At 34.9% G+C, this 24350-nt stretch carries 25 protein-coding genes, 2 tRNA genes and 1 pseudogene; 11 read left to right on the top strand and 17 right to left on the bottom strand.

Annotated elements, in window-relative coordinates; all coding sequences use genetic code 11:
- Positions 1-3 precede the first annotated feature (3 nt).
- From OLM57_RS00860 to fbp, 6 genes and pseudogenes are all read left to right on the top strand, one after another.
- Positions 4-765: a polysaccharide biosynthesis/export family protein gene (locus OLM57_RS00860; protein ID WP_264565352.1), complete on the top strand. Its 762-nt coding sequence runs from the start codon at positions 4-6 to the stop codon at positions 763-765.
- A gap of 10 nt (positions 766-775) precedes the next feature.
- On the top strand, positions 776-3103 hold the full coding sequence (locus tag OLM57_RS00855; RefSeq protein ID WP_264565351.1) for a GumC family protein: 2328 nt from the start codon (positions 776-778) through the stop codon (positions 3101-3103).
- A gap of 62 nt (positions 3104-3165) precedes the next feature.
- Entirely contained in the window at positions 3166-3594 is a 429-nt protein-coding gene (locus OLM57_RS00850; protein WP_264565350.1) for a VanZ family protein, read from the top strand.
- Positions 3584-4984 carry an exopolysaccharide biosynthesis polyprenyl glycosylphosphotransferase gene (locus OLM57_RS00845; RefSeq protein ID WP_264565349.1) on the top strand — a complete coding sequence of 467 codons (1401 nt, stop codon included), beginning with the start codon at positions 3584-3586 and terminating at the stop codon, positions 4982-4984. The genes OLM57_RS00850 and OLM57_RS00845 overlap by 11 nt, the downstream gene beginning before the upstream one ends.
- Positions 4985-5005: 21 nt before the next feature.
- A complete protein-coding gene (locus OLM57_RS00840) occupies positions 5006-5206 on the top strand; it encodes a hypothetical protein (protein WP_264565348.1) in 201 nt (66 codons plus the stop codon).
- Positions 5207-5283: 77 nt separating this feature from the next.
- A pseudogene (fbp, locus tag OLM57_RS00835) lies at positions 5284-6303 on the top strand (class 1 fructose-bisphosphatase).
- Between the two features lie 248 nt (positions 6304-6551).
- On the opposite strand, the gene OLM57_RS00830 reads toward fbp, so the two are convergent.
- From OLM57_RS00830 to OLM57_RS00820, 3 genes are all read right to left on the bottom strand, one after another.
- On the bottom strand, positions 6552-7250 hold the full coding sequence (locus tag OLM57_RS00830) for a pseudouridine synthase (protein WP_264565347.1): 699 nt from the start codon (positions 7248-7250) through the stop codon (positions 6552-6554).
- A 129-nt stretch (positions 7251-7379) separates the two neighbouring features.
- A tRNA-Met gene (locus tag OLM57_RS00825) sits at positions 7380-7452 on the bottom strand.
- A 35-nt stretch (positions 7453-7487) separates the two neighbouring features.
- Positions 7488-7560: transfer RNA gene (locus tag OLM57_RS00820), tRNA-Met, on the bottom strand.
- Between the two features lie 117 nt (positions 7561-7677).
- On the opposite strand from OLM57_RS00820, the gene era reads away from it, so the two are divergent.
- The 4 genes from era to OLM57_RS00800 all read left to right on the top strand — a co-directional run bounded on the left by era (position 7678) and on the right by OLM57_RS00800 (position 9706).
- Positions 7678-8559 (top strand): GTPase Era, encoded by an 882-nt coding sequence (gene era / locus OLM57_RS00815; protein WP_264565346.1) that lies wholly within the window; start codon positions 7678-7680, stop codon positions 8557-8559.
- Positions 8560-8705: 146 nt separating this feature from the next.
- Positions 8706-8864: a hypothetical protein gene (locus OLM57_RS00810; RefSeq protein WP_264565345.1), complete on the top strand. Its 159-nt coding sequence runs from the start codon at positions 8706-8708 to the stop codon at positions 8862-8864.
- Between the two features lie 80 nt (positions 8865-8944).
- Entirely contained in the window at positions 8945-9493 is a 549-nt protein-coding gene (locus OLM57_RS00805; protein WP_264565344.1) for a DUF2975 domain-containing protein, read from the top strand.
- A 3-nt stretch (positions 9494-9496) separates the two neighbouring features.
- Positions 9497-9706, top strand: coding sequence for a helix-turn-helix domain-containing protein (locus tag OLM57_RS00800; protein WP_264565343.1), 210 nt, complete (start codon positions 9497-9499; stop codon positions 9704-9706).
- Between the two features lie 22 nt (positions 9707-9728).
- Here the strand turns inward: OLM57_RS00800 and OLM57_RS00795 are convergent, their stop codons facing one another.
- Complete coding sequence (locus OLM57_RS00795; protein WP_264565342.1) at positions 9729-10292, bottom strand: hypothetical protein; 564 nt, start codon at positions 10290-10292, stop codon at positions 9729-9731.
- A 74-nt stretch (positions 10293-10366) separates the two neighbouring features.
- Between OLM57_RS00795 and der the strand changes: the two genes are divergently transcribed.
- Entirely contained in the window at positions 10367-11677 is a 1311-nt protein-coding gene (gene der, locus OLM57_RS00790) for a ribosome biogenesis GTPase Der (RefSeq protein ID WP_264565341.1), read from the top strand.
- 41 nt (positions 11678-11718) lie between these two features.
- On the opposite strand, the gene OLM57_RS00785 is transcribed toward der, so the two are convergent.
- The 13 genes from OLM57_RS00785 to OLM57_RS00725 form a co-directional block, all read right to left on the bottom strand.
- Positions 11719-12888, bottom strand: coding sequence for a chromate transporter (locus OLM57_RS00785; protein WP_264565340.1), 1170 nt, complete (start codon positions 12886-12888; stop codon positions 11719-11721).
- Between the two features lie 216 nt (positions 12889-13104).
- Positions 13105-13866 (bottom strand): phosphate ABC transporter ATP-binding protein PstB, encoded by a 762-nt coding sequence (pstB, locus tag OLM57_RS00780; protein ID WP_264565339.1) that lies wholly within the window; start codon positions 13864-13866, stop codon positions 13105-13107.
- On the bottom strand, positions 13863-14702 hold the full coding sequence (gene pstA / locus OLM57_RS00775) for a phosphate ABC transporter permease PstA (RefSeq protein ID WP_264565338.1): 840 nt from the start codon (positions 14700-14702) through the stop codon (positions 13863-13865). The genes pstB and pstA overlap by 4 nt, the downstream gene beginning before the upstream one ends.
- An 11-nt stretch (positions 14703-14713) precedes the next feature.
- Positions 14714-15607 carry a phosphate ABC transporter permease subunit PstC gene (pstC, locus tag OLM57_RS00770; RefSeq protein ID WP_264565337.1) on the bottom strand — a complete coding sequence of 298 codons (894 nt, stop codon included), beginning with the start codon at positions 15605-15607 and terminating at the stop codon, positions 14714-14716.
- A gap of 92 nt (positions 15608-15699) precedes the next feature.
- On the bottom strand, positions 15700-16641 hold the full coding sequence (locus OLM57_RS00765; RefSeq protein ID WP_264565336.1) for a PstS family phosphate ABC transporter substrate-binding protein: 942 nt from the start codon (positions 16639-16641) through the stop codon (positions 15700-15702).
- A gap of 164 nt (positions 16642-16805) precedes the next feature.
- A complete protein-coding gene (locus OLM57_RS00760) occupies positions 16806-19361 on the bottom strand; it encodes a TonB-dependent receptor (RefSeq protein ID WP_264565335.1) in 2556 nt (851 codons plus the stop codon).
- A gap of 244 nt (positions 19362-19605) precedes the next feature.
- A complete protein-coding gene (locus OLM57_RS00755) occupies positions 19606-20019 on the bottom strand; it encodes an RrF2 family transcriptional regulator (protein WP_264565334.1) in 414 nt (137 codons plus the stop codon).
- 97 nt (positions 20020-20116) lie between these two features.
- Positions 20117-20848, bottom strand: coding sequence for a DUF2490 domain-containing protein (locus tag OLM57_RS00750; protein ID WP_264565333.1), 732 nt, complete (start codon positions 20846-20848; stop codon positions 20117-20119).
- 27 nt (positions 20849-20875) lie between these two features.
- A complete protein-coding gene (locus tag OLM57_RS00745) occupies positions 20876-21688 on the bottom strand; it encodes a TPM domain-containing protein (protein WP_264565332.1) in 813 nt (270 codons plus the stop codon).
- A gap of 3 nt (positions 21689-21691) precedes the next feature.
- Entirely contained in the window at positions 21692-22129 is a 438-nt protein-coding gene (locus OLM57_RS00740) for a TPM domain-containing protein (protein ID WP_264565331.1), read from the bottom strand.
- 43 nt (positions 22130-22172) lie between these two features.
- The gene (locus OLM57_RS00735; RefSeq protein WP_264565330.1) at positions 22173-22754 is read right to left on the bottom strand and encodes a LemA family protein; all 582 of its coding nucleotides are present in this window, start codon (positions 22752-22754) and stop codon (positions 22173-22175) included.
- A 43-nt stretch (positions 22755-22797) separates the two neighbouring features.
- Positions 22798-23130 (bottom strand): MerR family transcriptional regulator, encoded by a 333-nt coding sequence (locus OLM57_RS00730; RefSeq protein ID WP_264565329.1) that lies wholly within the window; start codon positions 23128-23130, stop codon positions 22798-22800.
- A gap of 82 nt (positions 23131-23212) precedes the next feature.
- Positions 23213-24190, bottom strand: a complete 978-nt coding sequence (locus OLM57_RS00725; protein ID WP_264565328.1) for a peptidoglycan DD-metalloendopeptidase family protein — start codon at positions 24188-24190, stop codon at positions 23213-23215.
- Positions 24191-24350 lie beyond the last annotated feature (160 nt).

Genomic DNA, 24350 nt, shown 5'->3' with positions numbered 1-24350 from the left:
TACATGAAAAAAATCCTATTAAGTATACTTTTATTTATTTTTTTGACTCTACAGTCTTGCATGACCAGAAAGGATGTGTTGTATGTACAAGATATCAATGTTTACACAAATTCTAATGTACCGTATGTTACCACAAAAATACAACCTAACGATATTTTAAAAATTGATATAAGCGATCTCAATCCTGTAGTAGCAGCACCTTTTAATATTATTTCAACTTCTTCCAATGAATCAGTATCAATGATGGAATTAACGGGCTATTTGGTTTCTCCTAAAGGGAATATCACAATGCCTATTTTGAATGAAGTGAATGTTGGAGATTTAACCCCTTCTGAACTGGAGATTAAAATAAAAGAACGCCTAATAAATGAAGGATATTTGGTAAATCCTACAGTACAGGTTAGAGTACTTAATAATAAATTTACCATTTTAGGAGAGGTTAATTCTCCAGGTGTATATCCTTTTAGTGAAGAGTCAGTTAGTTTACTTGATGCAATAGGAAAGGCAGGCGATCTTACTTATTCTGCGATTAGAAAAGATGTAACGCTTATTAGGGAGTTGGATGGAAAACGTCAAGTATATCATATTGATTTAACAACGGCAGCATGGATGTCTAATCCGGTTTATCAAATACGACAAAATGATATTATTATTGTTAACCCTAACAAGTTAAAAGCAAATAGTGGGGGATTAATTAAAGATCCAATACAAGTAATGGGATTGCTATTATCTGCTTTAGCAGTCATTTTACTAATTACTAATTAAAATAAATAACATGGATTTTAAAAAAGAATTTTTTAAGTATTTCCAGTATTGGCCTTGGATTTTGCTTAGTCTGATTTTATCTGTGGGCGCTGCCTATGCTTTTATCAAAACAGTCTCTCCTACTTATAAAACATCGGCTGTAATCAATATTGATAAAAGGCATAATGACAACTCCAAAATAAACACTTTTAGTAAGGAAGAGGGCGAAAATAAAGAGTTTGATTTGAAAGACGAAATCATGCTTGTTACTTCTAATGAAGTTTTATCCAAAGTAGTGGACAGTTTGCATTTGAATATTAATTATTTTGAAAAAGGTTATTTACAAGACAAGATTATAAACGATGCTCCTTTTATTGTCAATCCTACTGTTCCAAATGATTCTTTGCACGATGTGAAATATGATATTCAAGTAGTAAAAGAAGGATTTCTTGTAAGTAGTCCCCGTGTAGAAAAAAGATATTTAATTCGCGGGCACAGCAATAATCATACTTTGAAACAATTACCTTTTAATGTTCGATTGACACCAAAGGGTAATAAGCAGCTTTCTTCTTATTTAAATAAAGAGTATGTAGTCAATCTTGAATCTACTGAATCAGCAACAAAAAAATTAAAAGCTTCATTCGATGTTGATTTATTTGAAGAGGAAAAATCAAATTTACTTTTGACTCATGAAGGAATAAATCCAGAACTTTCCAGAAAAATTTTAGACGAACTTATTGTATTGTTGGACAAAACTATTGTTGCCAATAAAAAGAAGCTATTTGACAATACAGTTTCTTATTTAAATCAACGAATTAAGGTTTTTTTAAAAGAGAAAGACTCTATAGAAAGTGTAAAAGAGAAATATTTGCAAAGCAATGACATACTGGTTTTAGATAAATATATCGTTGATAAAACTAATGTTAAGAATCTAAAAAAAGAGAGTTCAATGATCAATGAGAGACAAATTGCTCTAACAAAATTTGCTATCAATGACATAAAAGGGACAAATAGTAATTCGGCATTGGGTACAGGCTACAATTTAGATGCGCCAACGGTCAATCAATTAATTTTAAATTATAATGCTACCATACTCGAAAGTCAAATTATTTTGCAACGAGCGCAGAAAAATAATCCAACATATATTAATTTGCAATTGCAATTAAATATGCAAAAACAAGCTATTTTGAATACTTTGGATGGCTATTTGACCTTTCTTAACCAAAATAATGCTGCAAACAAATCCGAACAAAGTGTCGCGAATTCAGAAGCCAGCACCATTCCTACTAAAGATAGAGTGTTGGGTAATATTGACAACAATCTTAATCTAAAAGAAGTCACTTATTTGGCCTTATTACAAAAAAGAGAAGAAGCTATTTTGAATGGTGCCGTTTTAGATTCAAATATAAAAATCATAAATCCTTCTCAAACCAATTATTCGGCCATTTTTCCGCAACCCAAATCCTTTATGATAGGTGCATTTATGTTTGGCTTGCTTCTCCCTTTTGGAGCAATCTATCTCAATTTGCTTTTAGATACTAAAATACATACCGAAGATGATATTCACAAAGGTTTTTCACATATTCCATTTTTAGGGGTTATTCCAAAAGTAGATGAAAACAAAAAGTTAGATAATACAGCAAGTTCCAATTCTGTAATAGCCGAGGCAACCCGCATATTATTTTCTAATTTATCCTTTTTGCTGCCTAAAAAAAAGGAGAAAAAAGGGAATGTATTATTGTTTTGTTCTTCTATTCATGGAGAAGGAAAATCTTTTTGTGCATTTCACAGTGCTGTAACTATTAGTAATCTTAATAAAAAAGTATTACTTATCGGCGCTGATTTAAGGAATCCTCAATTGCATGAATATTTTGATATTGCAAGAAGCGAGGTTGGTCTTTCCAATTTTCTCTCCAATAAAAGTGATGACTGGAAAGAATTTTTGCTAAAGAACACAAGTTTTTCTGAAAATCTAGACACCCTCTTCTCAGGAGAAATCCCACCCAATCCAGCCCAATTATTAACCAACAACAATTTTGAAGAGTTAATTGAAGAAGCCAAAGGTCTTTATGATTTTATAATTATAGATTCAGCACCTCTTCAATTGGTTGCAGACACACTCAATTATAGTTTTTTGGCCGATGTAACGGTATTTATTGCCAGATCTGATTATTCTGACAAGAATACATTGGTTCAGATAAATAATTTTATTAAAAAAGAGCAATTGAAAAATGTTGGTATTGTCATAAACGGAGTAAAAATAAAAAACACTCATGGATATAATTATGGTTCAAACTATTATGATAAGTATCAAGATAAAAAAGAAAACAAATCGTGGTTTAAGAGAAATGCAAGCTAATAGTTTTTTTTCTAAAACATAAAGTAATAATAAACACGTATACAATAATTAAATTTTGCAAAATGACCAAAAAAATAATTCTAGTTTCATTGATTTTTGTTGTTGTAGGTGTTTTTTATTTTTCTTGGTTGTCAGATCCTAGTTTGGAAAGCGAAACCTATTTGCCTCAATGGCTTTTGAACTGGAGTAATGAATATTATAATTTGCGAACAGCTATTCCGTTTGTGGCTTTGGGTTTCTTATTAGAAGCTTATACAAATCGAAAAAAATCATATGATACAAATCCAAACAGAAATTTAAGTTTCATGCAAAATTTAGGAATTTCAGCAGTTATAGCTTTTATTGCAGAAGGAGGGCAATTTCTAATTAAAAGTAGAAATCCGGATGTAATGGATATTTATTTTGCAATAGTTGGAGGTTTATTAGGAGGTTTAGGATATAATCTGTTAAGCATATTAGTGAATTTTAAAAGAGTAAGAAATGCGGAATAGACATAAATTCACTTTCATAATTTGCTGTGCTATTGCAGACATGGCCGCTATGATATTTGGAACTATGTTATTTTTGAGGTTTGCGACCGAAGAGCATGTTGGCTGGAATGCTTTGTTTATCAATAATATAATGCCCATTACGATATTGAGTTGGTTATTTTCAATCACCTATTTTAGATTGTATCAGATTGATGTATTATTTAACTTGGGAGAATTTTTTGCCAATAGCTGGCGTGCTTTTTTAACGCAACGAATTCTTTGGCATAGTTATATTTATTTTTTTCATGACGATAGATTATACGTTTTAAAAGGTAAAGCCTATTTATTTCAATTGAGTTTTTTATTGTTCTATTTCTTGTTATCTAGAATTTTATTTACTCTAGTAATTGTAAAAATCAAAAAATGGGTAAACAAACGATATACAGTTGCCATATGGGGGTTTAATAAAACGAGTATCGAATTAGCTTCTCACTTAGAAGCCAATTCTCATTTTATCCATTTTCTGGGTATTCTCAATGAAAATTCTTCCTCGGATTATATTACTATAGAGGATTTTAGTTCTGCACTTTCAAATGCCATTCATAATGCATCTGAAAAAAATGTAAATGAGTTATATATTGTAACGCAACCCGATTTTATTTCTGATTTGAATTATTTTTTTGAACTTGGGGATAGGCATTGTATGCGCTTGAAGTTTGTTCCTGACTTTTCGTTAATTTCGAAAAACCATTTTAGTGCAGGTAATTTTGATAACTTCCACGTTATAAAACCGCGCTATGAGCCACTCCAAAATGCCTATAATCGTTTAGTTAAAAGAATATTTGATGTTGTTTTTAGTATTCTGGTTATTGTTTTTATTTTATCATGGCTGTATCCTTTATTAGCATTTTTTATTAAAAGGCAAAGTAAGGGTCCCGTTTTATTCAAGCAAATGAGAACTGGGAAAAAAAATGAACCCTTTTGGTGTTATAAATTTCGGAGCATGTATATCAATGCTGGAGATGAATGCCAACAAGCAAGAAAAGATGATGACAGAATCACTCCAATTGGTAAATTTATTCGTCGTACCAGTTTGGATGAAATGCCGCAATTCTTTAATGTTTTGATGGGGAAAATGAGTGTTGTTGGGCCACGCCCTCATATGATTAAACACACTTCAGATTACAATGATCATATTAATAATTTTATGGTACGCCATTTTGTCAAACCTGGAATTACGGGCCTTGCCCAAGTTTCTGGACTTAGAGGGGAAACAAAAAAAGTATCTGATATGAAACGCCGAGTTACAGCAGACATAATGTACCTACAGCGTTGGAGCCTAATAACTGATATTAAAATTTGTTTTGCAACAGTTATTGTAACCTTGAAAGGGGATGAAAATGCTTTTTAAATTTTTTTAAAAATAGAAATTATGGATATTACTAATTATTTTATTGGGTTACTCACCGGAGTTTCAGTGACAGCATTCTTTATTGGTAAGGAATTGTATAAATATTATACCAAATGCACGATTCAACAAAAACAATTGGATCGGATTTTGAAGTTGAACGACAAAATTAAAAAATTAAAAAATTTTAAGTCTAAAACCACTAATTTTAATGTTGGAGCATAGGTTTGTTTTCTTATTGGAGACTCGTAGATTTAAATGATTTTTAATGGCAATGATTTACATTCTAATTGAAACAGAAGATGGAAGAAAATCACAAAACATTAGGCGAATTTATTATTGAAAATCAAAAAGAATTTAAATATTCCTCTGGTGAGCTATCTCGTATTTTTAACTCCATTAAATTAGCCGCCAAAGTAGTGAGCTATAAAGTAAATAAAGCAGGTTTAGTAGATATTATTGGAGGAGTTGGGGAGAAAAATATTCAAGGGGAGGATTAGCAAAAACCGGATCTTTATGCTAATGAAGTTTTTATTGAAACATTGATCAATCGCGAAATTGTATGTGGTATTGCTTCGGAAGAAAATGATGATTTTATCACCGTTAAAGACAGTGATAATGGCAACAACAATAAATATGTGCTATTAATGGATCCATTAGATGGTTCTTCTAATATCGATGTAAATGTTTCAGTAGGAAACATTTTTTCTGTGTATAGACGAATATCGGCATTAGGAACTCCCGTTACATTAGAAGATTTTCTGCAACCTGGCATAAACCAAGTCGCTGCGGGTTATGTAATTTATGGAACGTCTACAATGCTAGTTTATACCACGGGTCATGGTGTCAACAGATTTACTTTAAATCCAGCAATTGGAACATTTTATCTGTCTCATCCCAAAATTAAATTTCCAGCAGATGGAACAATATATTCTGTAAACGAAGGGAATTATGTTCATTTTCCTCAAGGAGTTAAGGACTACATAAAATATTGCCAGCAACAAGAAGGAAATCGACCTTATACTTCACTATATATCGGAAGTCTTGTTTCAGATATCCATAGGAACATGCTAAAAGGCGGGATTTACCTGTATCCTACAAGTACCAAGGCTACAAATGGAAAATTGAGACTGTTGTACGAATGCAACCCAATGGCATTTATAATAGAGCAAGCCGGAGGTAAAGCATCCGACGGCGTTTTCAGAATAATGGAGATTGAACCTACAAGTCTACATGAAAGAGTGCCTTTTTATGGTGGTAGTATTAATATGGTAGAGAAAGTAGAAGAATGTATTTACGAAGCAAAATTGAGTAAATATTAGTTTTTTTTAAAGTATAAAAGACTGTTCAGATTGAACGGTCTTTTTTTTGCGCTGAAATTGGATAGCTTTTGAATTTTATTGTAGCATAAACTTGGTTTTAGTGTATAAAAATAGCTTTAGATTTTTCCAAAGCTTTCTCAGTAGCGAGAAATCTTGGAAAATTTAATGAGTTTATTGGTGATTATTATAGCATTTTAGCATACGTATATTAAATTTCAAAATACAACGACAATTTCAAAATCATTATTCTATTTATACTTTCTCAAATCTAGATTAAGAATAGTACCTACTCTGCTAAATTCTTCATTAATCTTTGCATTCAAGATTAGTTGTTCATTTTTTATTGGATGATTAAAAATTAACTGATGTGCATGAAGCATCATTCCTTTCAGGTCATAATTCTCCAACCATAATTTATTTTGCTTGTTACAACCATGTGGACGACTTCCTAAAATGGGATGAAAAATATGTTTGAAATGTTTTCGCAATTGATGCATACGTCCAGTTTCAGGAATCGCTTCTACCAAACAATATCGTGACGTTGGTTGATTGTTAAATTCTAACTCAACTTCGGCATTTTGCAAACGATGAAAGTATGTTATTGCATTTTGTGTAATGTCATCATCATTGGTTAAATCATAATCAATCGTTAGTTCTTCGGGTGACCAACCGCGTAAAATTGCTAAATATTTTTTTTCGACTTCGCGTGTGGCAAAACGATCATTCATAATTTTTAAAACCTGTTTGTCTAAAGCAAATAACAAGATGCCGGATGTTTTTCGGTCTAACCGATGAATAGGATAAACGTGTTGTCCTCCTATTTGATTTCTCAGTTCTTGAATAGCATAAACTTTTGCATCGCGCGCATAAAATGATTTGTGAACTATCAATCCACTTGGTTTATTAATTGCTATAATATATTCGTCTTGGTAAAGAATTTCTAACATTTTAATGTTCTTTTATACTGTTGATTATTTTACTCTGCTGGCGCGAGCACCCCACTCTTGAGCATAACGACACTTTGACAAAGATGGTTATAACGAAAAAAGCTTCAGATTTCTCTGAAGCTTTTCTAGTAGCGGGAACAGGACTCGAACCTGTGACCTTCGGGTTATGAGCCCGACGAGCTGCCTACTGCTCTATCCCGCGATGTGCGTTTTGTAATCTCAATAAGGCTACCTTAGTAGCGGGAACAGGACTCGAACCTGTGACCTTCGGGTTATGAGCCCGACGAGCTGCCTACTGCTCTATCCCGCGTTGTTTCGGGTGCAAAGATACGCTGAATTTTGATAAATCCAATGAAAACTTTAAAAAATGTTTTATTTCCTGTATTGACTTGATATGACTACCTTTGCACTATAAATTAAAGTAGAAATGTCACATAAAGCAGGTTTTGTAAACATCATAGGGAATCCAAACGTTGGGAAATCAACGTTAATGAATGCCTTTGTTGGAGAAAGGTTATCTATTATTACGTCAAAAGCACAAACAACACGTCATAGAATTCTGGGAATTGTAAACGGAGAAGATTTTCAAATGATCTTGTCGGATACACCCGGAATCATCAAACCGGCCTACGAAATGCAGGAATCGATGATGAACTTCGTGAAGTCTGCCTTTGAAGATGCTGATATTTTGATCTATATGGTTGAGATTGGTGAGCAGGAATTGAAAGACGAAGCTTTTTTTAATAAAATTATTCATTCCAAAATTCCGGTTTTGTTGTTATTAAACAAAATTGATAATTCGAATCAAACGCAATTAGAAGAACAAGTGGCTTTTTGGACAGCCAAAGTTCCTAACGCCGAAATTTACCCGATATCCGCTTTGCAGAATTTTAATGTTCCTGAAGTTTTTCAAAGAATCATTTCGTTATTGCCAGAATCGCCAGCCTATTATCCAAAAGATCAATTGACGGACAAACCGGAGCGTTTCTTTGTAAACGAAACGATTCGTGAGAAAATATTATTGAAGTACAGCAAGGAAATTCCATATGCAGTAGAAATTGTAACTGAAGAGTTTTTTGAAGATGAGAATATCATCCGCATTCGTTCTTTGATTATGGTAGAACGCGATACCCAAAAAGGAATCATCATTGGACATAAAGGAGCTGCTTTGAAAAAAGTGGGAATGGAAGCGCGTGCCGATTTGGAGAAATTCTTTGGTAAACAAATTCATATTGAGTTGGTTGTAAAAGTGAATAAAAACTGGAGAAGCAACGCGAATATGTTGAAGCGTTTTGGGTACAACCAATAAGTAGCGTTCAGTTTTTTAGTGATCAGTGAATTTGATGACTTATAAAAGATTGAAATCAAATAATTGTAAATCAGTATCGGAAATTTTTCTGATGCTGATTTTTTTTTAGCCCAGATTGCTTCGCCAGTTCGCTTCGCTCGTGTGAAATGGAAACCCCGCAACGAAAAAAGGTTGTTGTTCCTGGGCTTGCTGAGCGACCAACGGAAGCTCCTGCAAGTGCATTGGAACAACTTCTTTTTGAGGGAGGAGTTGCAATGGAGAGCTGGATTGGCTACGAATGCTTAGTTTTGTTTAAAGACAAATAATTTTTGAAAAATGATATATATTTATTGTTTATCAATAAAAAATATTTATATTTGAGGCGTAATTTTAAAAAATAAATGTTATGTCTAGAAAAACAGATTTCGTTCTTAAGGCATTGAATGTCGTTTCATGGGTGATATTCGTGGGCCTTTGTGTTCAAGCAGGGGGTTTTATAACTAATGCTTTTTTTACTTTATTACTGAATCCAGTTGGTGCCAGTAAATTTTGGAATGAGATTGATTTGTCTGAATTGTATTATTTCAATCAAACTTATTTTGTTATTTTGATTTCATTAATGATTATTGTGACAGTCATGGAAGCTTTATTGTTTTATTGTATTGTGAAATTTTTTCACGACAAAAAATTTAATTTAACACAGCCATTCAATGAAGTGGTAAGGCGTTTTATTTTGAATATTGCTTTTTTGGCTTTGGGTATTGGCTTATTTTCTTTTTGGGGAGCGAAGTTTTGCAGAGAATTAGCGATAAAAGGACTTAATATCCCTGACACACAGTATTTAAGGCTTGACGGAGCAGATGTGTGGCTGTTTATGAGTGTGATACTTTTTGTTATTGCTCATATTTTTAAAAAGGGAATCGAAATGCAAACTGAAAATGACTTAACGATATAAGCTATGGCTATAATTGTAAATTTAGATGTTATGATGGCTAAGCGAAAAATGTCGCTGAACGAACTTTCAGAAAAGGTTGATTTGACGCTTTCTAACCTTTCAATACTAAAGACTGGAAAGGCAAAAGCTATTCGGTTTACTACTTTGGAGGCTATTTGCAAAGTGTTGGACTGTCAGCCAGGTGATATTTTAGAATATGTAGAAAATAAGTAAAAAACGAATTGACAAATTTTTTTTATGATTCTAATATTTCTAAAAACACCTTTTCTATATCGTTCATTTGCTTTTCGCCGTTGCTCCGGATTTGTTTGGCGGTGACGTAGAGCAAAAACCAAGCAAAAACCATAAGGGACATTACAACAAAATCGCCTGTTGTTGACGTTTTTAAGATATAATCAGAGTAGGCGATGCCGCAAAAAATAATGAAAGTTCCTGCTATCATAAAATGGAGAAACATAAATAATGTCCAGAGAGTAGGGTCGGGGCCAAATAAACCTCGAATGTGGGTTTCATTTTGGTCTTTGTATTCCATTTCGAGGTGCAAATGAGGTGACCAATATGCTTTTTTGGGGCCTTTGATGTTAATCCAGATATGGTAGCCTCTTATTTTTAGAAAGTAATCAGGTGAATTGGTGGTGGTAAATTGTATGAATTTTTGGCGTAGGGAATCTATGTTCTGGTTGACTTCTTTGTTGAATCGCAATCGCAAACGGATCTCATTATTGGTGTCCATAAATTTAGAAATGAATCGGTTAAGGGAATTAGGTAGTGCTAATATACCAAAAAAATTGATATTCATGGTTTTAAACACTACCTTTGCAACCCGAAACTGGAAAGCAGTATTCGGGGAAAATAAATATTTGAATTTATATTATGAACAATATTGTTGCGATAGTAGGAAGACCTAATGTAGGGAAATCAACCCTTTTTAATAGGCTGATACAAAGAAGAGAAGCTATTGTAGATTCAGTTTCTGGAGTTACCAGAGATAGAAACTACGGTAAAAGCGAGTGGAACGGAAAAGAGTTTTCTGTGATTGATACAGGTGGGTACGTTCGTGGATCGGATGATGTTTTTGAAGGTGAGATCCGCAAACAAGTAGAATTGGCTATCGACGAAGCCGATGTTATTATATTTGTGGTTGATGTTGAAGAGGGGATTACCCCAATGGATGATGTTGTTGCCCGTTTGTTGCGTAAAGTGACTAAGCCTGTTTTATTGGCGGTGAATAAGGTAGACAATGCCATGCGTGAAAAAGACGCTCTGGAATTTTATAATCTTGGTTTAGGAGAATATTACACTTTTGCGAGTATTTCTGGAAGTGGAACTGGGGATTTATTGGATGCTTTAATTGAAGCTTTTCCGGTGAAACCAGAACCGGTTCAAGAAGAAGTAGTTTTGCCTCGTTTTGCTGTAGTGGGTCGTCCTAATGCAGGAAAATCTAGTTTTATCAATGCTTTGATTGGTAAAGAACGTTTTATGGTAACTGATATTGCGGGTACTACTCGTGATGCTATTGATACAAAGTTTGACCGTTTTGGTTTTGAATTCAACTTGGTCGATACGGCGGGTATTCGTCGTAAAGCGAAAGTGAAAGAAGATTTGGAGTTTTACTCTGTAATGCGTTCGGTTCGTGCGATTGAGCATGCCGACATTTGTATTTTGGTAATTGACGCTACCCGTGGATTTGAAGGACAGGACCAAAGTATTTTTTGGTTGGCCGAGAAAAACCGTAAGGGAGTTGTGATCTTGGTAAACAAATGGGATTTGGTAGAGAAAGATACCATGTCGACCCGTGATTACGAAGAGAAAATCAAAAAAGAATTAATGCCATTTACTGATGTGCCTATTCTTTTTGTTTCGGCTTTGACCAAACAGCGTTTGTTGAAAGCATTGGAAGCTACTGTTCAGGTTTTTGAAAATAGAAAGCAACATATTGCCACATCGAAATTCAATGAATTTATGTTGAAAGTGATTGAAGCGTATCCGCCACCTGCAACCAAAGGGAAATATGTGAAAATTAAATATTGTATGCAGTTGCCAACACCAACACCTCAGTTTGTGTTTTTTGCCAACATGCCACAATACGTTAAGGAGCCATACAAACGTTACCTTGAAAATAAAATTAGAGAAAAATGGGATTTCTCAGGAGTGCCAATCGATATTTATATTAGAGAAAAATAATAGGAAAGCGGATGCCATTGACATCCGCTTTTTTTATGGGCTTAAACCAATTTAAGTAAAACGCCCAAAAGAGCTGCAATGACTATAATGTGTGGTTCCTGTATTTTTTTGACGTAAATGAGAATAAGCACGGTACCTATAGCAATCAGTGCCGTGGGTATATCAACAATGGTCCTAAGGGCAATTACAATTACGGCTCCTACTAAGGCCCCAATTATGCCGGCAGTTATTCCGTCGACAAATGCTTTGATACTTTTGTTTTGCGATATTTTTTTGAAATAGGGAGCAGGAATTACCGTAAATAAATAACAGGGAAGAAAAACACCTAAAGCGGCAATAGTTGCTCCAGTAACACCCCCAACCAAATAGCCTATAAACCCTACCGTTATTACAACCGGACCTGGAGTAATCATGGCTACCGCTACGGCATCTACAAATTGATTTTCGGTTAACCAATGATGCTCATTGACCACTCCCGCATGCAAAAACGGAACAATGGCCAATCCGCTTCCAAAAACAAAGGCACCAGCTTTGATAAAAAACCAGGCAAGTTCTCCTAATTTTCCAAGGTCAACAGTAGATAATCCGGCAGTTGTCAGGAAAAAAAACGAGGCTGTTTTTGGGCGTTTAATCCATTCGGGATGTGCTTTTACAACCATATAAATAAAACCTAAAGCAACAAATAAAAGCAGTTCTTCTTTTTGGGTTACCGCCGTGAGAATGATGGCGGCGACGTAAAATGTCCAAAGAATCCAGTTGTTTTTGATGGCTGGAATTTCAAATTTGCTAATGGATTTGACAGTTAGTTTATAGGAGCTCATAACAATAATGCCTATTACAGCTGCGCTAATACCGTAAAAAATAGCTTGCATCCACGGTAATCCGCCATACGCCTGATAGGCAATACCCAATAAAACAACCATTATGAATGACGGAATCACAAAGGCCAATCCTGATAAGGTTGCACCCAAAACACCAAAATGTACAAAGCCGATATAAATCCCCAATTGCGCCGCCAAAGGGCCTGGTGCCAATTGCGAAAGTGCCAATCCTTCTTTAAAATCGGAGTCGTTAATCCATTTTTTGTCTTCAACCAAGTCCCGATGCATGTACCCAACCAAGGCAACTGGACCTCCAAAACCAGTTGTTCCCAGTTTGAGAAAATATTTTATTAAATCAAGTAAGGTATAATTGAGTTTTTCTGTACTCATAATCGTTTAATTTTTTGGTTCTACCACGAATTGTGTGGGTTTTTAAATTTAAGATTAAATTTAAAACTCTAAACCATTAAGACATTAAGATTCATTAAGCAATTGTAACCTTAATGAGTCTTAATGCCTTAATGGTTTTTTTTAATATTTTATTTTGACGATACTCTCTATTTGATAAAACCCACACTTTTGAGGGTAGGCCCCCTTTTTTCATTACTAACTCAAAAAACCTTTTACATAGTCCTGAGTCAGTTTTTCTTTTGGGTTCAAAAGTATTTCTTCGGTTGGGCCAAATTCTATAATTTCGCCCATATAGACAAATCCGATATAGTCTGATACTCTTCGCGCCTGACGCAGAATGTGAGTGACCAAAACGATAGTGTATTTGTCTTTTAGCTGCAAAAACAATTCCTCGATTGCTTGGGTAGAAATCGGATCTAAGGCCGATGTTGGTTCGTCTCCCAAAATAATTTCGGGCTCTATAGCCAGTCCTCTGGCTAGACACAATCGTTGTTGTTGCCCAATGGACAATCGGGTAGCAGGAGATTTTAGTCTGTCTTTGACTTCGTCCCAAAGATTAACACCGCGAAGGTATTTCTCAACTATTTCGTCCAGCTCCCTTTTGTTATGGTTTCCATGAATGCGTTGACCGTAAGCAATATTGTCATAAATATTCATGGGCAATGGGAATGGTCTTTGAGAAAGCAACCCCATTTTTTTTCGAATGTGGGTAACTTCCACTTTTGGATCGTAGATGTTTTCGCCATCTACCAAAACTCTTCCCTCCACACGTACGTCGTTTTGACGGTCGAGTAGTCGGTTCATGGTTTTAAGAAGAGTTGTTTTTCCACAACCTGAAGGACCAATTAGTGAAGTTACTTTCTTGTCTGGGATATCAAGGTTAATATTCTTTAGAATGTGGTTTTCACCAATGTGAACATTTAAATTCTGGATGCTTATGTGAGGTTGAATGATCATATTTTATTTTTTGAAAGGTTTTTGCTGGCTATTTTTGCCGCGATACTAATAATTAGAACAATTATGGTTAGGATAACTGCTGCAGCATAGGCTCGGTTTTGAACTTCCTGTATCGGGCTACTGAGTTGAAAGAAAATGGATAACGGCAAAGTCGCCGCCGGTTGATTTAAAGAGGTTGGAATACTGTCTGTAAAACCAGCCGTAAAAAGTACACAGGCCGCATCACCAATAGCTCTTCCAAAAGAGAGCAATATGGCAGTAATAATTCCGGGGATGGATTGTCTTAGTAAAATTTTTGCCGTTTCATAACGGGTGCCTCCTAAGGAATATACCGCATTACTCATGTCTTCTGGAACAACTCTTACTACTTCGTCTATGGCGCGAACCAATATTGGAATGATTAATAAAGTAACCGTGATTATTCCTGCCAACAGCGATGTTTTCAATCCTAAATAAACCATTATTGCAAATCCAAAGGCACCGTAAACAATCGATGGGATTCCAAATAAAATGTCATAACTCAAACGGGTTATATTGGCTAAAGCTGCATTCTTTTTTGCGTAGACATTGATGTAAATTACAATTGGAATACTAATTAAAAGCCCCAAAATCGTTGAGCCTATCGTGATATAAACGGATCCGATTATAGCATTCAAAATTCCTCCGCCTTTGCCGATATAGAATCCGCCTTCGGGAATTTTTGAAACCATATCCCAACTCAGGGAACCAACACCTTTTGAAAAAATGGTGTATAATATCATAAACAAGGTACTGCTAATGATGATGGTGCTGGCTATCATCAAAACTTTGAATATATTTTCTTCTATTTTTCTCATTTTGATATAGATTAATTGTTTCTTTTTTCAATTCTGAATAAAATGATTCTCGAAATGGCATTAAATAAAAATATAATGACAAATAGGAGTAGGGCGGCAAACATAAGTGCTGAATCGTACATCGGGATTGACATCATTTCACCATAATTATTGGCGATAAGGGCAGGCAACGGATAACCAGAATCGAACAGACTATGTGGAACTTGCGCCAAATTTCCGCAAACCATTAATACGGCAATAGTTTCTCCAAAAGCTCTGGAAATAGCGAGTACAACAGCCGCTACAATTCCGTCAACCGATTTTCTAAGCAATACTTTTTTGGTGGTTTGCCATTTTGTTGCTCCCAAAGCCAAAGAGGCATCTCTTAATTCCTGAGGCACATTGTCAAATACTTCCATCAGAATGCTGATGATTAGCGGGAAAATCATAATGGCTAGGACAATTCCTCCTGCCAATACAGAATAACCAGTAGTGAATTCAATAAAATGGGGTGCGATTTTTTCTTGAATTAACGGGACAATAATCAAAACTCCCCAAACGCCAAAAAGGACAGGAGGAATACCGGATAATAATTCGATCAATGGCAAAACCAATTTTCGGACACGTGCGTGTGCATATTCAGAAAGGTAAATCGCGGTCAGCATTGATAATGGTAAGGCAATAATAATGGCAATTGCGGTTACCCAAAGTGTACCAATTATAAAAGGATAAAATCCGAAGGCCTCTTTGAAAGGTCTCCACTCGGATGAGAACAATAAATTATAAAGCGATGTACTGTTTAAAATAGGGATTGATTTATAGAACAAGCCTAAACCGATCAATATAACAACAGATATTGACAAGATGGTTAGTGTCAAGAACGTTTTACTTATGAAACGGTCTTTGAGTAGTCTTATATTTTTCATTTAATTATAGTAAACCGCCCCAACAAACAGTTTATAAATCGCTCATGATTTTTGTGTTTGCTTTTGGGCGGAAGTTTTATTTAGAAAAAGAGTTATTTTACTTTCGTTAATTCTTTCTTCAGTTTTTCTTTTGAAAGTTTAATATATCCTGCTTCCGATACAAATTTTTGACCATCAGTCAGGATGTATTTTATAAATGTTTTTACAATAGGATTTGTTGGTTTTCCAACCGTTACAAAATATAAATCTCTAGCAGGAGGCGATGGGTATTTTCCAGTCACTATAGCTGCGATTAATTGATCTATATCTCCATAAAAGTTTTCATCTGGATCTAATTTTCCATTGTTGTTTAGGTCAATTGGAGCAGGAACAATTCCATTTGTTGGCTTGTTGGTTTTAGTATCGTAGATGTATACAATATTGTTATATCCTATTCCAGCAGGATCTTTTTGTACCGCTTGTGCCAATCCAGGATCTCCAAATACGGCAACCCCCAGTAAGTCTTCTTGTTTTTTACCAAAATAGCCAGCCCAAGTTTCGGCAGCTCCTGCTGCATCAGATCGGGTATAAACATGTATTGGAGCAGTGCTTTTGAAACCTAAAGAGTTCCAAGTAGTATATTTACCGGTGATAAAGATATTGTTGAAAGCTTCTTTCTTAATACCTTTTTGGTAGATTACTTTTTTATAGGGACTCGCTGCGCTTATGGTTGGAATAACAGCATCTTTTGTAACCGCAATGGCAAATGCTCCTTTTTTATATTCAGCGGGATTTAAATTACGGGATACCAATCCGATATCGGTCACTTTAGACAATACATCTGTAATTCCTTTTCCTGCGCCGCCGGCTTGTATGTCAATTGTGACATTGGGGTGAATTTTTTTGAATTCTTCGGCCCATTTTACAGTAATTGGGTATAAGGCAAATGCTCCAGAAATACTGATGTTGCCTGATAGATCTTGTGCAGCTACTTTAGTAGGTAGTATGGCTGCTAATAGTATGATTGCTGCTACTATTTTTGAGAATGTTTTCATTTTTTTTAATGTTTTTTAATCCAAAATAAATTGGATGTCTTTGTTAAATTTTAATTTCTATTAAAGTATGGAAAAGAATTGAAAAGAACTCTAAGGATTTGAATCTTAGAGTTCTGCTTTCAAATGTTATTTATGTATCAACTTTTTCAATTTTAAATATTTTATTATAAAGAATAACGAAATGTAATTCCGAACGTTCTTTGATCTCCTAACACAGCTGCATATTGACCTGCATTTCCTCCTGCAGGCAATAGTTGTTCGTAATAATCTTTGTTAAAAATATTACGGCTCCATAAGAAAACAGACAGCCCATCTGAGGCACGAAAACCAATACGAGCATTAAATAATGCATAAGACGGAACAACTAGATAAATAGATGGTGTTGGACTTGAAGAAAATCCGGAACGATAAAAGGCATCCAATCCTACAAAGAATTTACCATTGTTTCCAAATAATTTTCCTGAACCAGAGTACTCCCCGCCTAAAGTTCCTGCCCATCTTGAAATACCTGGTAAATCGCTACCCGAAATATCTTTCAACGGTATTTTTGCACCAGTTTCTTCTAATGGTAAAGGTGCATTTTTAAAATCGGTATATATTCCTTCAGTATACGATAATGCTCCGTTAAAAGTTAAATGTTTATTTAAAAAAATACTAGCGTCGAGTTCTGCACCTCTTACACGAACTCCTGCTGCATTGGCAAGATATCCACGGTTTACACCTAGTTCTGGACTCTGAACTTGAGTTTGGTAGTTTTTAATTTCGGTATCGTAAAGGGTTAAATTTAAAATTGAATTTGCAGAAGGTGACGTTTTTACACCAATTTCATAATGGTTTACTTCTTCAGGTAAGACTACTGCTAATTCTAGTATTGGCAGACCTGCAAGTGTAGGGAGTCCGCCTACATTCATACCTACAGGTTTAAAACTTTTTGCATAAGTGGCATAAGTATTAATACGATCAGATACTTTGTATGCTACAGTTAAATTTCCTGAAAAGTTAGTGTCATCAACATCAGCTTTAAATGCCTGGTTGCTGTAAACCGATTGCTGAATAGCAATTAATGCAGGATCAGTCGTTTGCAAGCCTCCATAAGTTACTCTGCTATAATCTACTTTTTTCTGGTCATAATTATATCTTAATCCAGGTAAAACGTGTAAACGTTCCGTTATAGCCCAATCCAATTGTCCAAAGACAGCTCCGCTAAAAGTATTTAAATCAGAATAGGTTTTAATTCCATATCCATTCAAAAGGCCTGGTGTTTTCCATAATGGGCTAGTTGTACTCTGAGCAAATCTCCATTGATCATCTCCCGATTCTTCAATTTGTAGCGGATCTGACTGAACCTCTTGACCAAAGGCATAGACTCCAATCACACCACTCAAAGAGGATGTTACATTTCCAGCATATCGCACCTCTTGCGACCATTGATCTTGTTTGGAGAAACCTTGTGATTTTGCCAGAGCTGATAAACCTGTAAAATCTCTGTCATTGGAAGGATTCCATTTCCAAAAACGCCAAGCGGTTGTAGAGGTAAGTGTTCCTTCTCCAATTTTTGCTTCAACATTAAGGGATGCTCCACCCAATTGTTGCTCCGAACGCCATGGAGTGTCATGGTCAATTATTCTGTCAAATGCATTTGTTGTTGGAAGAGTGTAATTTAAGTCGGCAATAATTGCATAAAATTGACGGTAGGCAGCACGTTGTGTTGGAGCAACACCAGCAATAACTTGCGCATATCCATCTGGTTTCTGGCTAGTATAATCTGCGGATAATGTTATATCAATGCTCTCTGATGGAGTAAATAGCAACTGACCACGAAAGCCTTGATTATTCAATTCATTAACATATCTACCCGTTACAATATTTTCTATTAAACCATCACGTTGAGTACCCGAAAAGGACAATCGACCGGCTAAGTTTTTAGCCAAAGCTCCTGTAATAGAAGTTTTTGCTTGAAGAAAACCATAATTACCATAACTCACTTCAAAGTTGGCACCAGTTGTAAAACTTGGTTTTTTTGTTTTTATGTTAAAGGTTCCAGCTGTTGTATTCTTGCCATACAAGGTTCCTTGCGGGCCACGTAATACTTCAATTTGTTCTATATCGATAAAGTCTAAAGTTGTCGCAGCAGGACGAGCATAGTACACACCATCAACATAAAAGCCAACTCCTGGGTCAATACCATCATTGGTAAGTCCAAATGGAGAACCAAGACCACGAATGTTGATTCCTGTATTTCTTGGATTGGAGGAATATAACTGTACCGATGGAATCAATTCTTTCAATCGATTCACATTGAATGCACTTGCCTGATCGGCTTGTGCGCCACTCACAACAGTAATTGGTATAGGAATATTTTGTAGTTTTTCTATGCGGCGTCTAGAGGTTACGACAACTTCTGCTAGCGCATTTTCATCGTTGATTTGTATTTCTAACGGAGCATCCAATAGCTTGTTTATTGTAATTTCTTTTGTTTTATAACCAGCGTATTGGATTAATAATGTAACGGGTAATTTCTCTTGGGTTTCTATAGAAAACTTTCCAAAAGCATCCGAAGTAGTGTTGTATTTTGTGCCTTTTATAACGACATTGGCTCCTTCTATCGGTGTTTTTTGACTGTTTGTTAGTATGCCTTCTATTTTGCTTTGTGCAAATGAAGAAGTTAGAATAAATACGAATACTATAGTTGTAATTGTTTTTGTATAAATAGTTCTCATTATTATGTATGTTATATGTAATTAGTAGAGTTTTAAATAAATTTTTTTTAAATAAACTAGCACATACACATACAGTACATTTTGATACTATTTTTTTCTGTATTTAAAAGATTTGTTGTCCTGACATCATTGTTTTGACTTCGATTCGTTTGCATTGTTTAATTTTTTATTGTTAATCATACGTTAAACTCGAGGCAAATATATATAAATTCTATTAAAGTAGTATAGTTTAAAAAATATTTTTTTATTTTTTGACCAATGAGGCGATTGTAATCCCTTGCATTGCTTTCAAAGTTTCATCACGAATGGCTAATAATCCGTGTCTTAATGTACATTCCGACTCGTTTTCGCAATCTGAACAACGCTCGTAAAAATTCAGTGATGCACAGGGAAGTAGTGCAATTGCGCCGTCAAATAAACGATGAATATCGGCCAAAGTAATAGTTTCTTTGTCTTTTAAAAGATAATATCCTCCATATTTACCTTGTTTGCTGCCAACAAAATGACCTCTTTTTAGATCCAAAAGAATTTGCTCCAAAAACTTTTTGGGTATAGAGGCTCCTTCAGCAATCTCAATGGTTCTTGAAATATGATTTTCGTCTTGTTGTGCTAAATAAAGAAGTGCCTTAAGAGCGTATTTGGTCTTGTGTGATAACATTTTTGTTGATTACTGTTTGGTGGTAAATATAAAAAAAACTAATATATCATTTTTTATTTAAATATTAGAAAATCAAATATAGTTTCTTTTTAAAGTGCTACAAATTTAATTTTTGATAAAAAGTAATCCGTATGATATCTCGATCTAAATATTCATATCCATTTGGTCGTTGTTGAAAAGCTTTCATATAACCGAGTTCTAAAGATAGTGATTTATTAAATCCCATTTGACCCGCAATATAAATTCGATTTTGGTCAAAGGTATTGTAAACGACATTATGATCAATGTTGAACATGATTTCATCGTATATAATTCCTTTGAAATATTTCGCCTCTTTTTTCCAAAAAACATGATCTACTTGAAATCGATATCTAAGTCTTAAATTTAGCGTTGTTCCGGATGTTAATCCTTGCTTGTTTGAATTTTCAATCCATCGTTCGTCCAGTTGTAAACGATTGCTAATACCATACGAACCAATATTTTGTTTTAAAATAATGTCTTGCTGAAGACGATAATCTCCAATATAAAATTTATCATTGGTATTGGGGATATCTGTTGGGTTAACAAAATAAGCCAAACCAGCCCCCATTTCTAGGAACTCATTTAGTTTATATCTCCCTTGAAAACGAACATCTATAGAACTTTCTTTTATAGGGTCTGTAAAGATTCTATTTTCTATTTCGGAATGGATTGACCACTTTTCATTTAAATTGAGTATGTTGTAATAACGGGTCCAAAGCATACTCTGGTGAATAACTGTTTTCTCGGTTTGAGCAAACAAAACGGAGCTAATCATTAGCGTAAAAAAAAGGGATTTAGGGAACTGCATTAGGTTTTTTATATATCATTTTAGAAATTACCAACCTCCGCTAGATCCGCCACCAGAGAAACCACCGCCGCCAAAACCACCGCCGAAGCCACCTCCGCCTGAAGATCCTCCAAAACCACCTCCACCACCTCTTCCGAGACTGCTTAAGATGATTACATCGAGTAGGCTAGGACCAATTCCACCACCTCGATTGCCGGAATTTCCGCTTCCGCCTCCTTTATTTCTTGAAAATAAAAATATAAGGATTACAACAATAACGATGATTGGGAAAATTGGAAAGCTTTTTCCTTTGGTTTGTTTACGCTCCCCTTTGTATTTGCCTTTGAAAACATCAAAAATAGCATCTGCACCTTTGTCAAGTCCTTTATAATAGCTGCCTGCTTTGAATTCTGGAATGATAATGTTTCTTATTATTTCGCCACCTATTCCTGCAGTTAATCGATCTTCAAGGCCATAACCAGGATTGATGGCTATTTTTCTTTCGTCTTTGGCCACAAGAATGACAACCCCATTATCATCTTTCTCTGTTCCGCCGATTCCCCATGTTTGGCCCCATTTAGTTGCTAATAGGCTAACATCTTCATTTTTGAGACTTTCAATGGTAATCACAACGATTTGTGTAGTTGTAGAATCGGAATATTTGATGAGTTTTTCTTCGAGTTGTGCTTTTTCCTCCGGACTCAAAATATTGGCATAGTCATAAACCGAAGTTTGAAAACTAGGTTTCTCGGGAATTGTAAATTGTGAGAAGATGCAATTACTTGAAAAAAGTACAATGAATAAGAAAGCGAATTTAAAAATTCCTTTGGAATTTGATTTTTTCTTTGTTGGAATTTCCATTAGTTATCCTTTTGATATTTCGTTTGATAATTCGTTGGTATCACCTTCTTGCCACGGGAAGTGTTTTTTGAGTTGTTCTCCAGCTCTTAAAATTCCGTCAACAAGACCTTGTTTGAATTTGTTTTGTTTGAATTGAGTAACCATTACATCTCTAGTACAGTTCCAAAAATCAGCTTCAACAATGTCATTTATCCCTTTGTCTCCACAAATCACAAACGTTTTGTCTTCGACAGCCATATAAATTAAAACACCATTCTGCAATTCGGTTTCATCCATTTTTAATTCATGAAAAACTTCCAAGGCGCGATCATACGCATCCTGTGAAGTTGTTTTTTCGATATGAACTCGAATCTCGCCAGAAGTGTTTTTCTCGGCTATTCGAATAGCTTCCACAATTTCTTGTTCGTCTTCTTTGCTTAAAAAATCTTCTACTTTTGACATCGTATAATTTTTAAAAACCCCGCCATGGCGGGGTTCAGTTTTTTTAGAATTTTACTTCAACAGGTTTGTCTGCGCCTTCAACAGATTTGAAGAAAGGTTTTTCTTTGTAATTTCCTAAGAAAAAGCTTTGTGGCATTGCCAAAACATAACCGTTATAGACTTCTACAGATTCATTGAAACGTGTTCTTGCTGTTAAAATTTGATTTTCTGTGCTAGCCAATTCATCTTGTAATTTTAAGAAGTTAGCATTTGCTTTCAATTCAGGATATCTTTCTACACTTACCAATAATCTGGATAATGAAGAGGATACTCCGGATTGCGCATTGCTGAAAGCGCTTAATTGTTCTGGTGAAATATTGGTTGGGTCAACGGTAACTGCCGTAGCTTTGGCTCTGGCTTCAATAACTGCGGTCAAAGTACTTTTTTCAAAATCGGCAGCACCTTTTACTGTGTTTACCAAATTTCCAATTAAATCATTTCTTCTTTGATAGGCGGCATCAACATTTCCCCATTCTTTGCCAACATTTTGGCTATAGCGCAACGCTGTGTTCTTTAATCCCATTACCCAAAAAGCAATGACTATTATTACTCCAATTCCGATAATCCAAGGCAAAAATCTTTTCATGATTGTTTAATTTAAAGTTTGTTTGTTGTTTTAATGTATTGTTTTATAATTCGTTTTTAATACTAATTAATTGCATTTTTATGGATTCTAATTTAGTAATAATTTCAAATTTATCCATTATTTTCTTTTGACCTTCTTTCAAATGGGTTTTCGCACCCTCGAGTGTAAATCCTCTTTCTTTGACCAAATGATAAATAAGCTGCAGGTTCTTGATGTCTTCTGGAGTAAACATTCTGTTTCCTTTAGCATTTTTCTTCGGTTTCAGAATGTCAAATTCACTATCCCAAAAACGAATCAGGGAAGCGTTTACATCAAATGCTTTGGCGACTTCGCCTATGCTGTAGTATCTTTTGTCTTTTGAAAGTTCAATATGCATTTTTGTTTTTTTTTTTCTGAACACTTTTTATAGTCTCCTAGTACTGATTACTATTTAACGGAACACTGAATACTTTTCTAAATTAATCCAGCGATTGATTCTCTTGATTGGCTATTTTTGAAATAGCAACGTATTCTACTGCCGAAATATTGCCATAATAAAAATTAAGCGGATTGACCACTTTTCCGTTTTTGTGTACTTCGTAATGCAAATGTGGTGCTTCAGAACGTCCTGTGCTGCCAACATATCCTATAATATCTCCCCGTTTTATCGATTTTCCAGGTCTGCAATTGTATTTGCTTAAATGGGCATATAATGTTTCATATCCGTAGCCGTGTCTAATTACAATGTGATTGCCAAATCCAGAAGCAGTGTTGTCTGCTCTTGCTACAACTCCGTCGCCCGTGGCATAAATTGGAGTTCCTGTTTTGGCTGTAAAATCCATTCCTTCATGCATTTTTCTGGCCTTTGTAAATGGGTCTGTTCGATACCCGAAGCCTGATGCCATATGTTTTAAATTTTCATTTTTTACCGGTTGAATCGCTGGAATTGCAGAAAGCAGTTTGCTTTTGGCCTCGGCTAATTTTACTATTTCATCCAATGATTTGGATTGAATGGCTAATTCTTTACTCAATGCGTCTACTCTTTCGGTGGTGCTGGTCACCAATTTTGAATTGTTGTAGCCTTGTAAGGCTGCATAACGGTTTATTTTAGAATAGCCTGCTTTTCTCTGTTCTTCTGGAATGGCGGCGGTATTAAAATAAACGCGATATAAATTGTTGTCCCTATCTTCAATATCTTCCATTACTTCATCTACTTCATCCATTTTTTTGTTTAAAATAGCGTAATTTAATTTTAAATTTTCGATTTCCCTAGCCAGTAAACGGTCTTTTGGTGTGTCAAAATAAGGAGTGTTCAGTAATATGATGAAGGTAAGGAATCCAAAAATAGCTGATGCCAATAAAAACAGAACTGCAAAGCCAACTTTTCTCCTTTTTCTGATTTTTATCTTTCTATATGCCAGATTTACGGAATCGTAATAATATTTTACTTTCGCCATATTTTAAAATACCCTATTTTTGCAAATTAGTTAAAGGTAAGTCGAACAAATTTAATAAATGTTTCAGATGTTCGGCTCTTTTTTTTTAAATATAACTTTATTTAAAATATAGTTCTTGGTATAACGAGTTCGCGTGAGGGATAGAAGCTAGCTACCAAAG

Source organism: Flavobacterium sp. N3904, from assembly GCF_025947305.1.
Classification (GTDB): domain Bacteria; phylum Bacteroidota; class Bacteroidia; order Flavobacteriales; family Flavobacteriaceae; genus Flavobacterium.
This window is presented reverse-complemented; position numbering and strand designations above follow the sequence as displayed.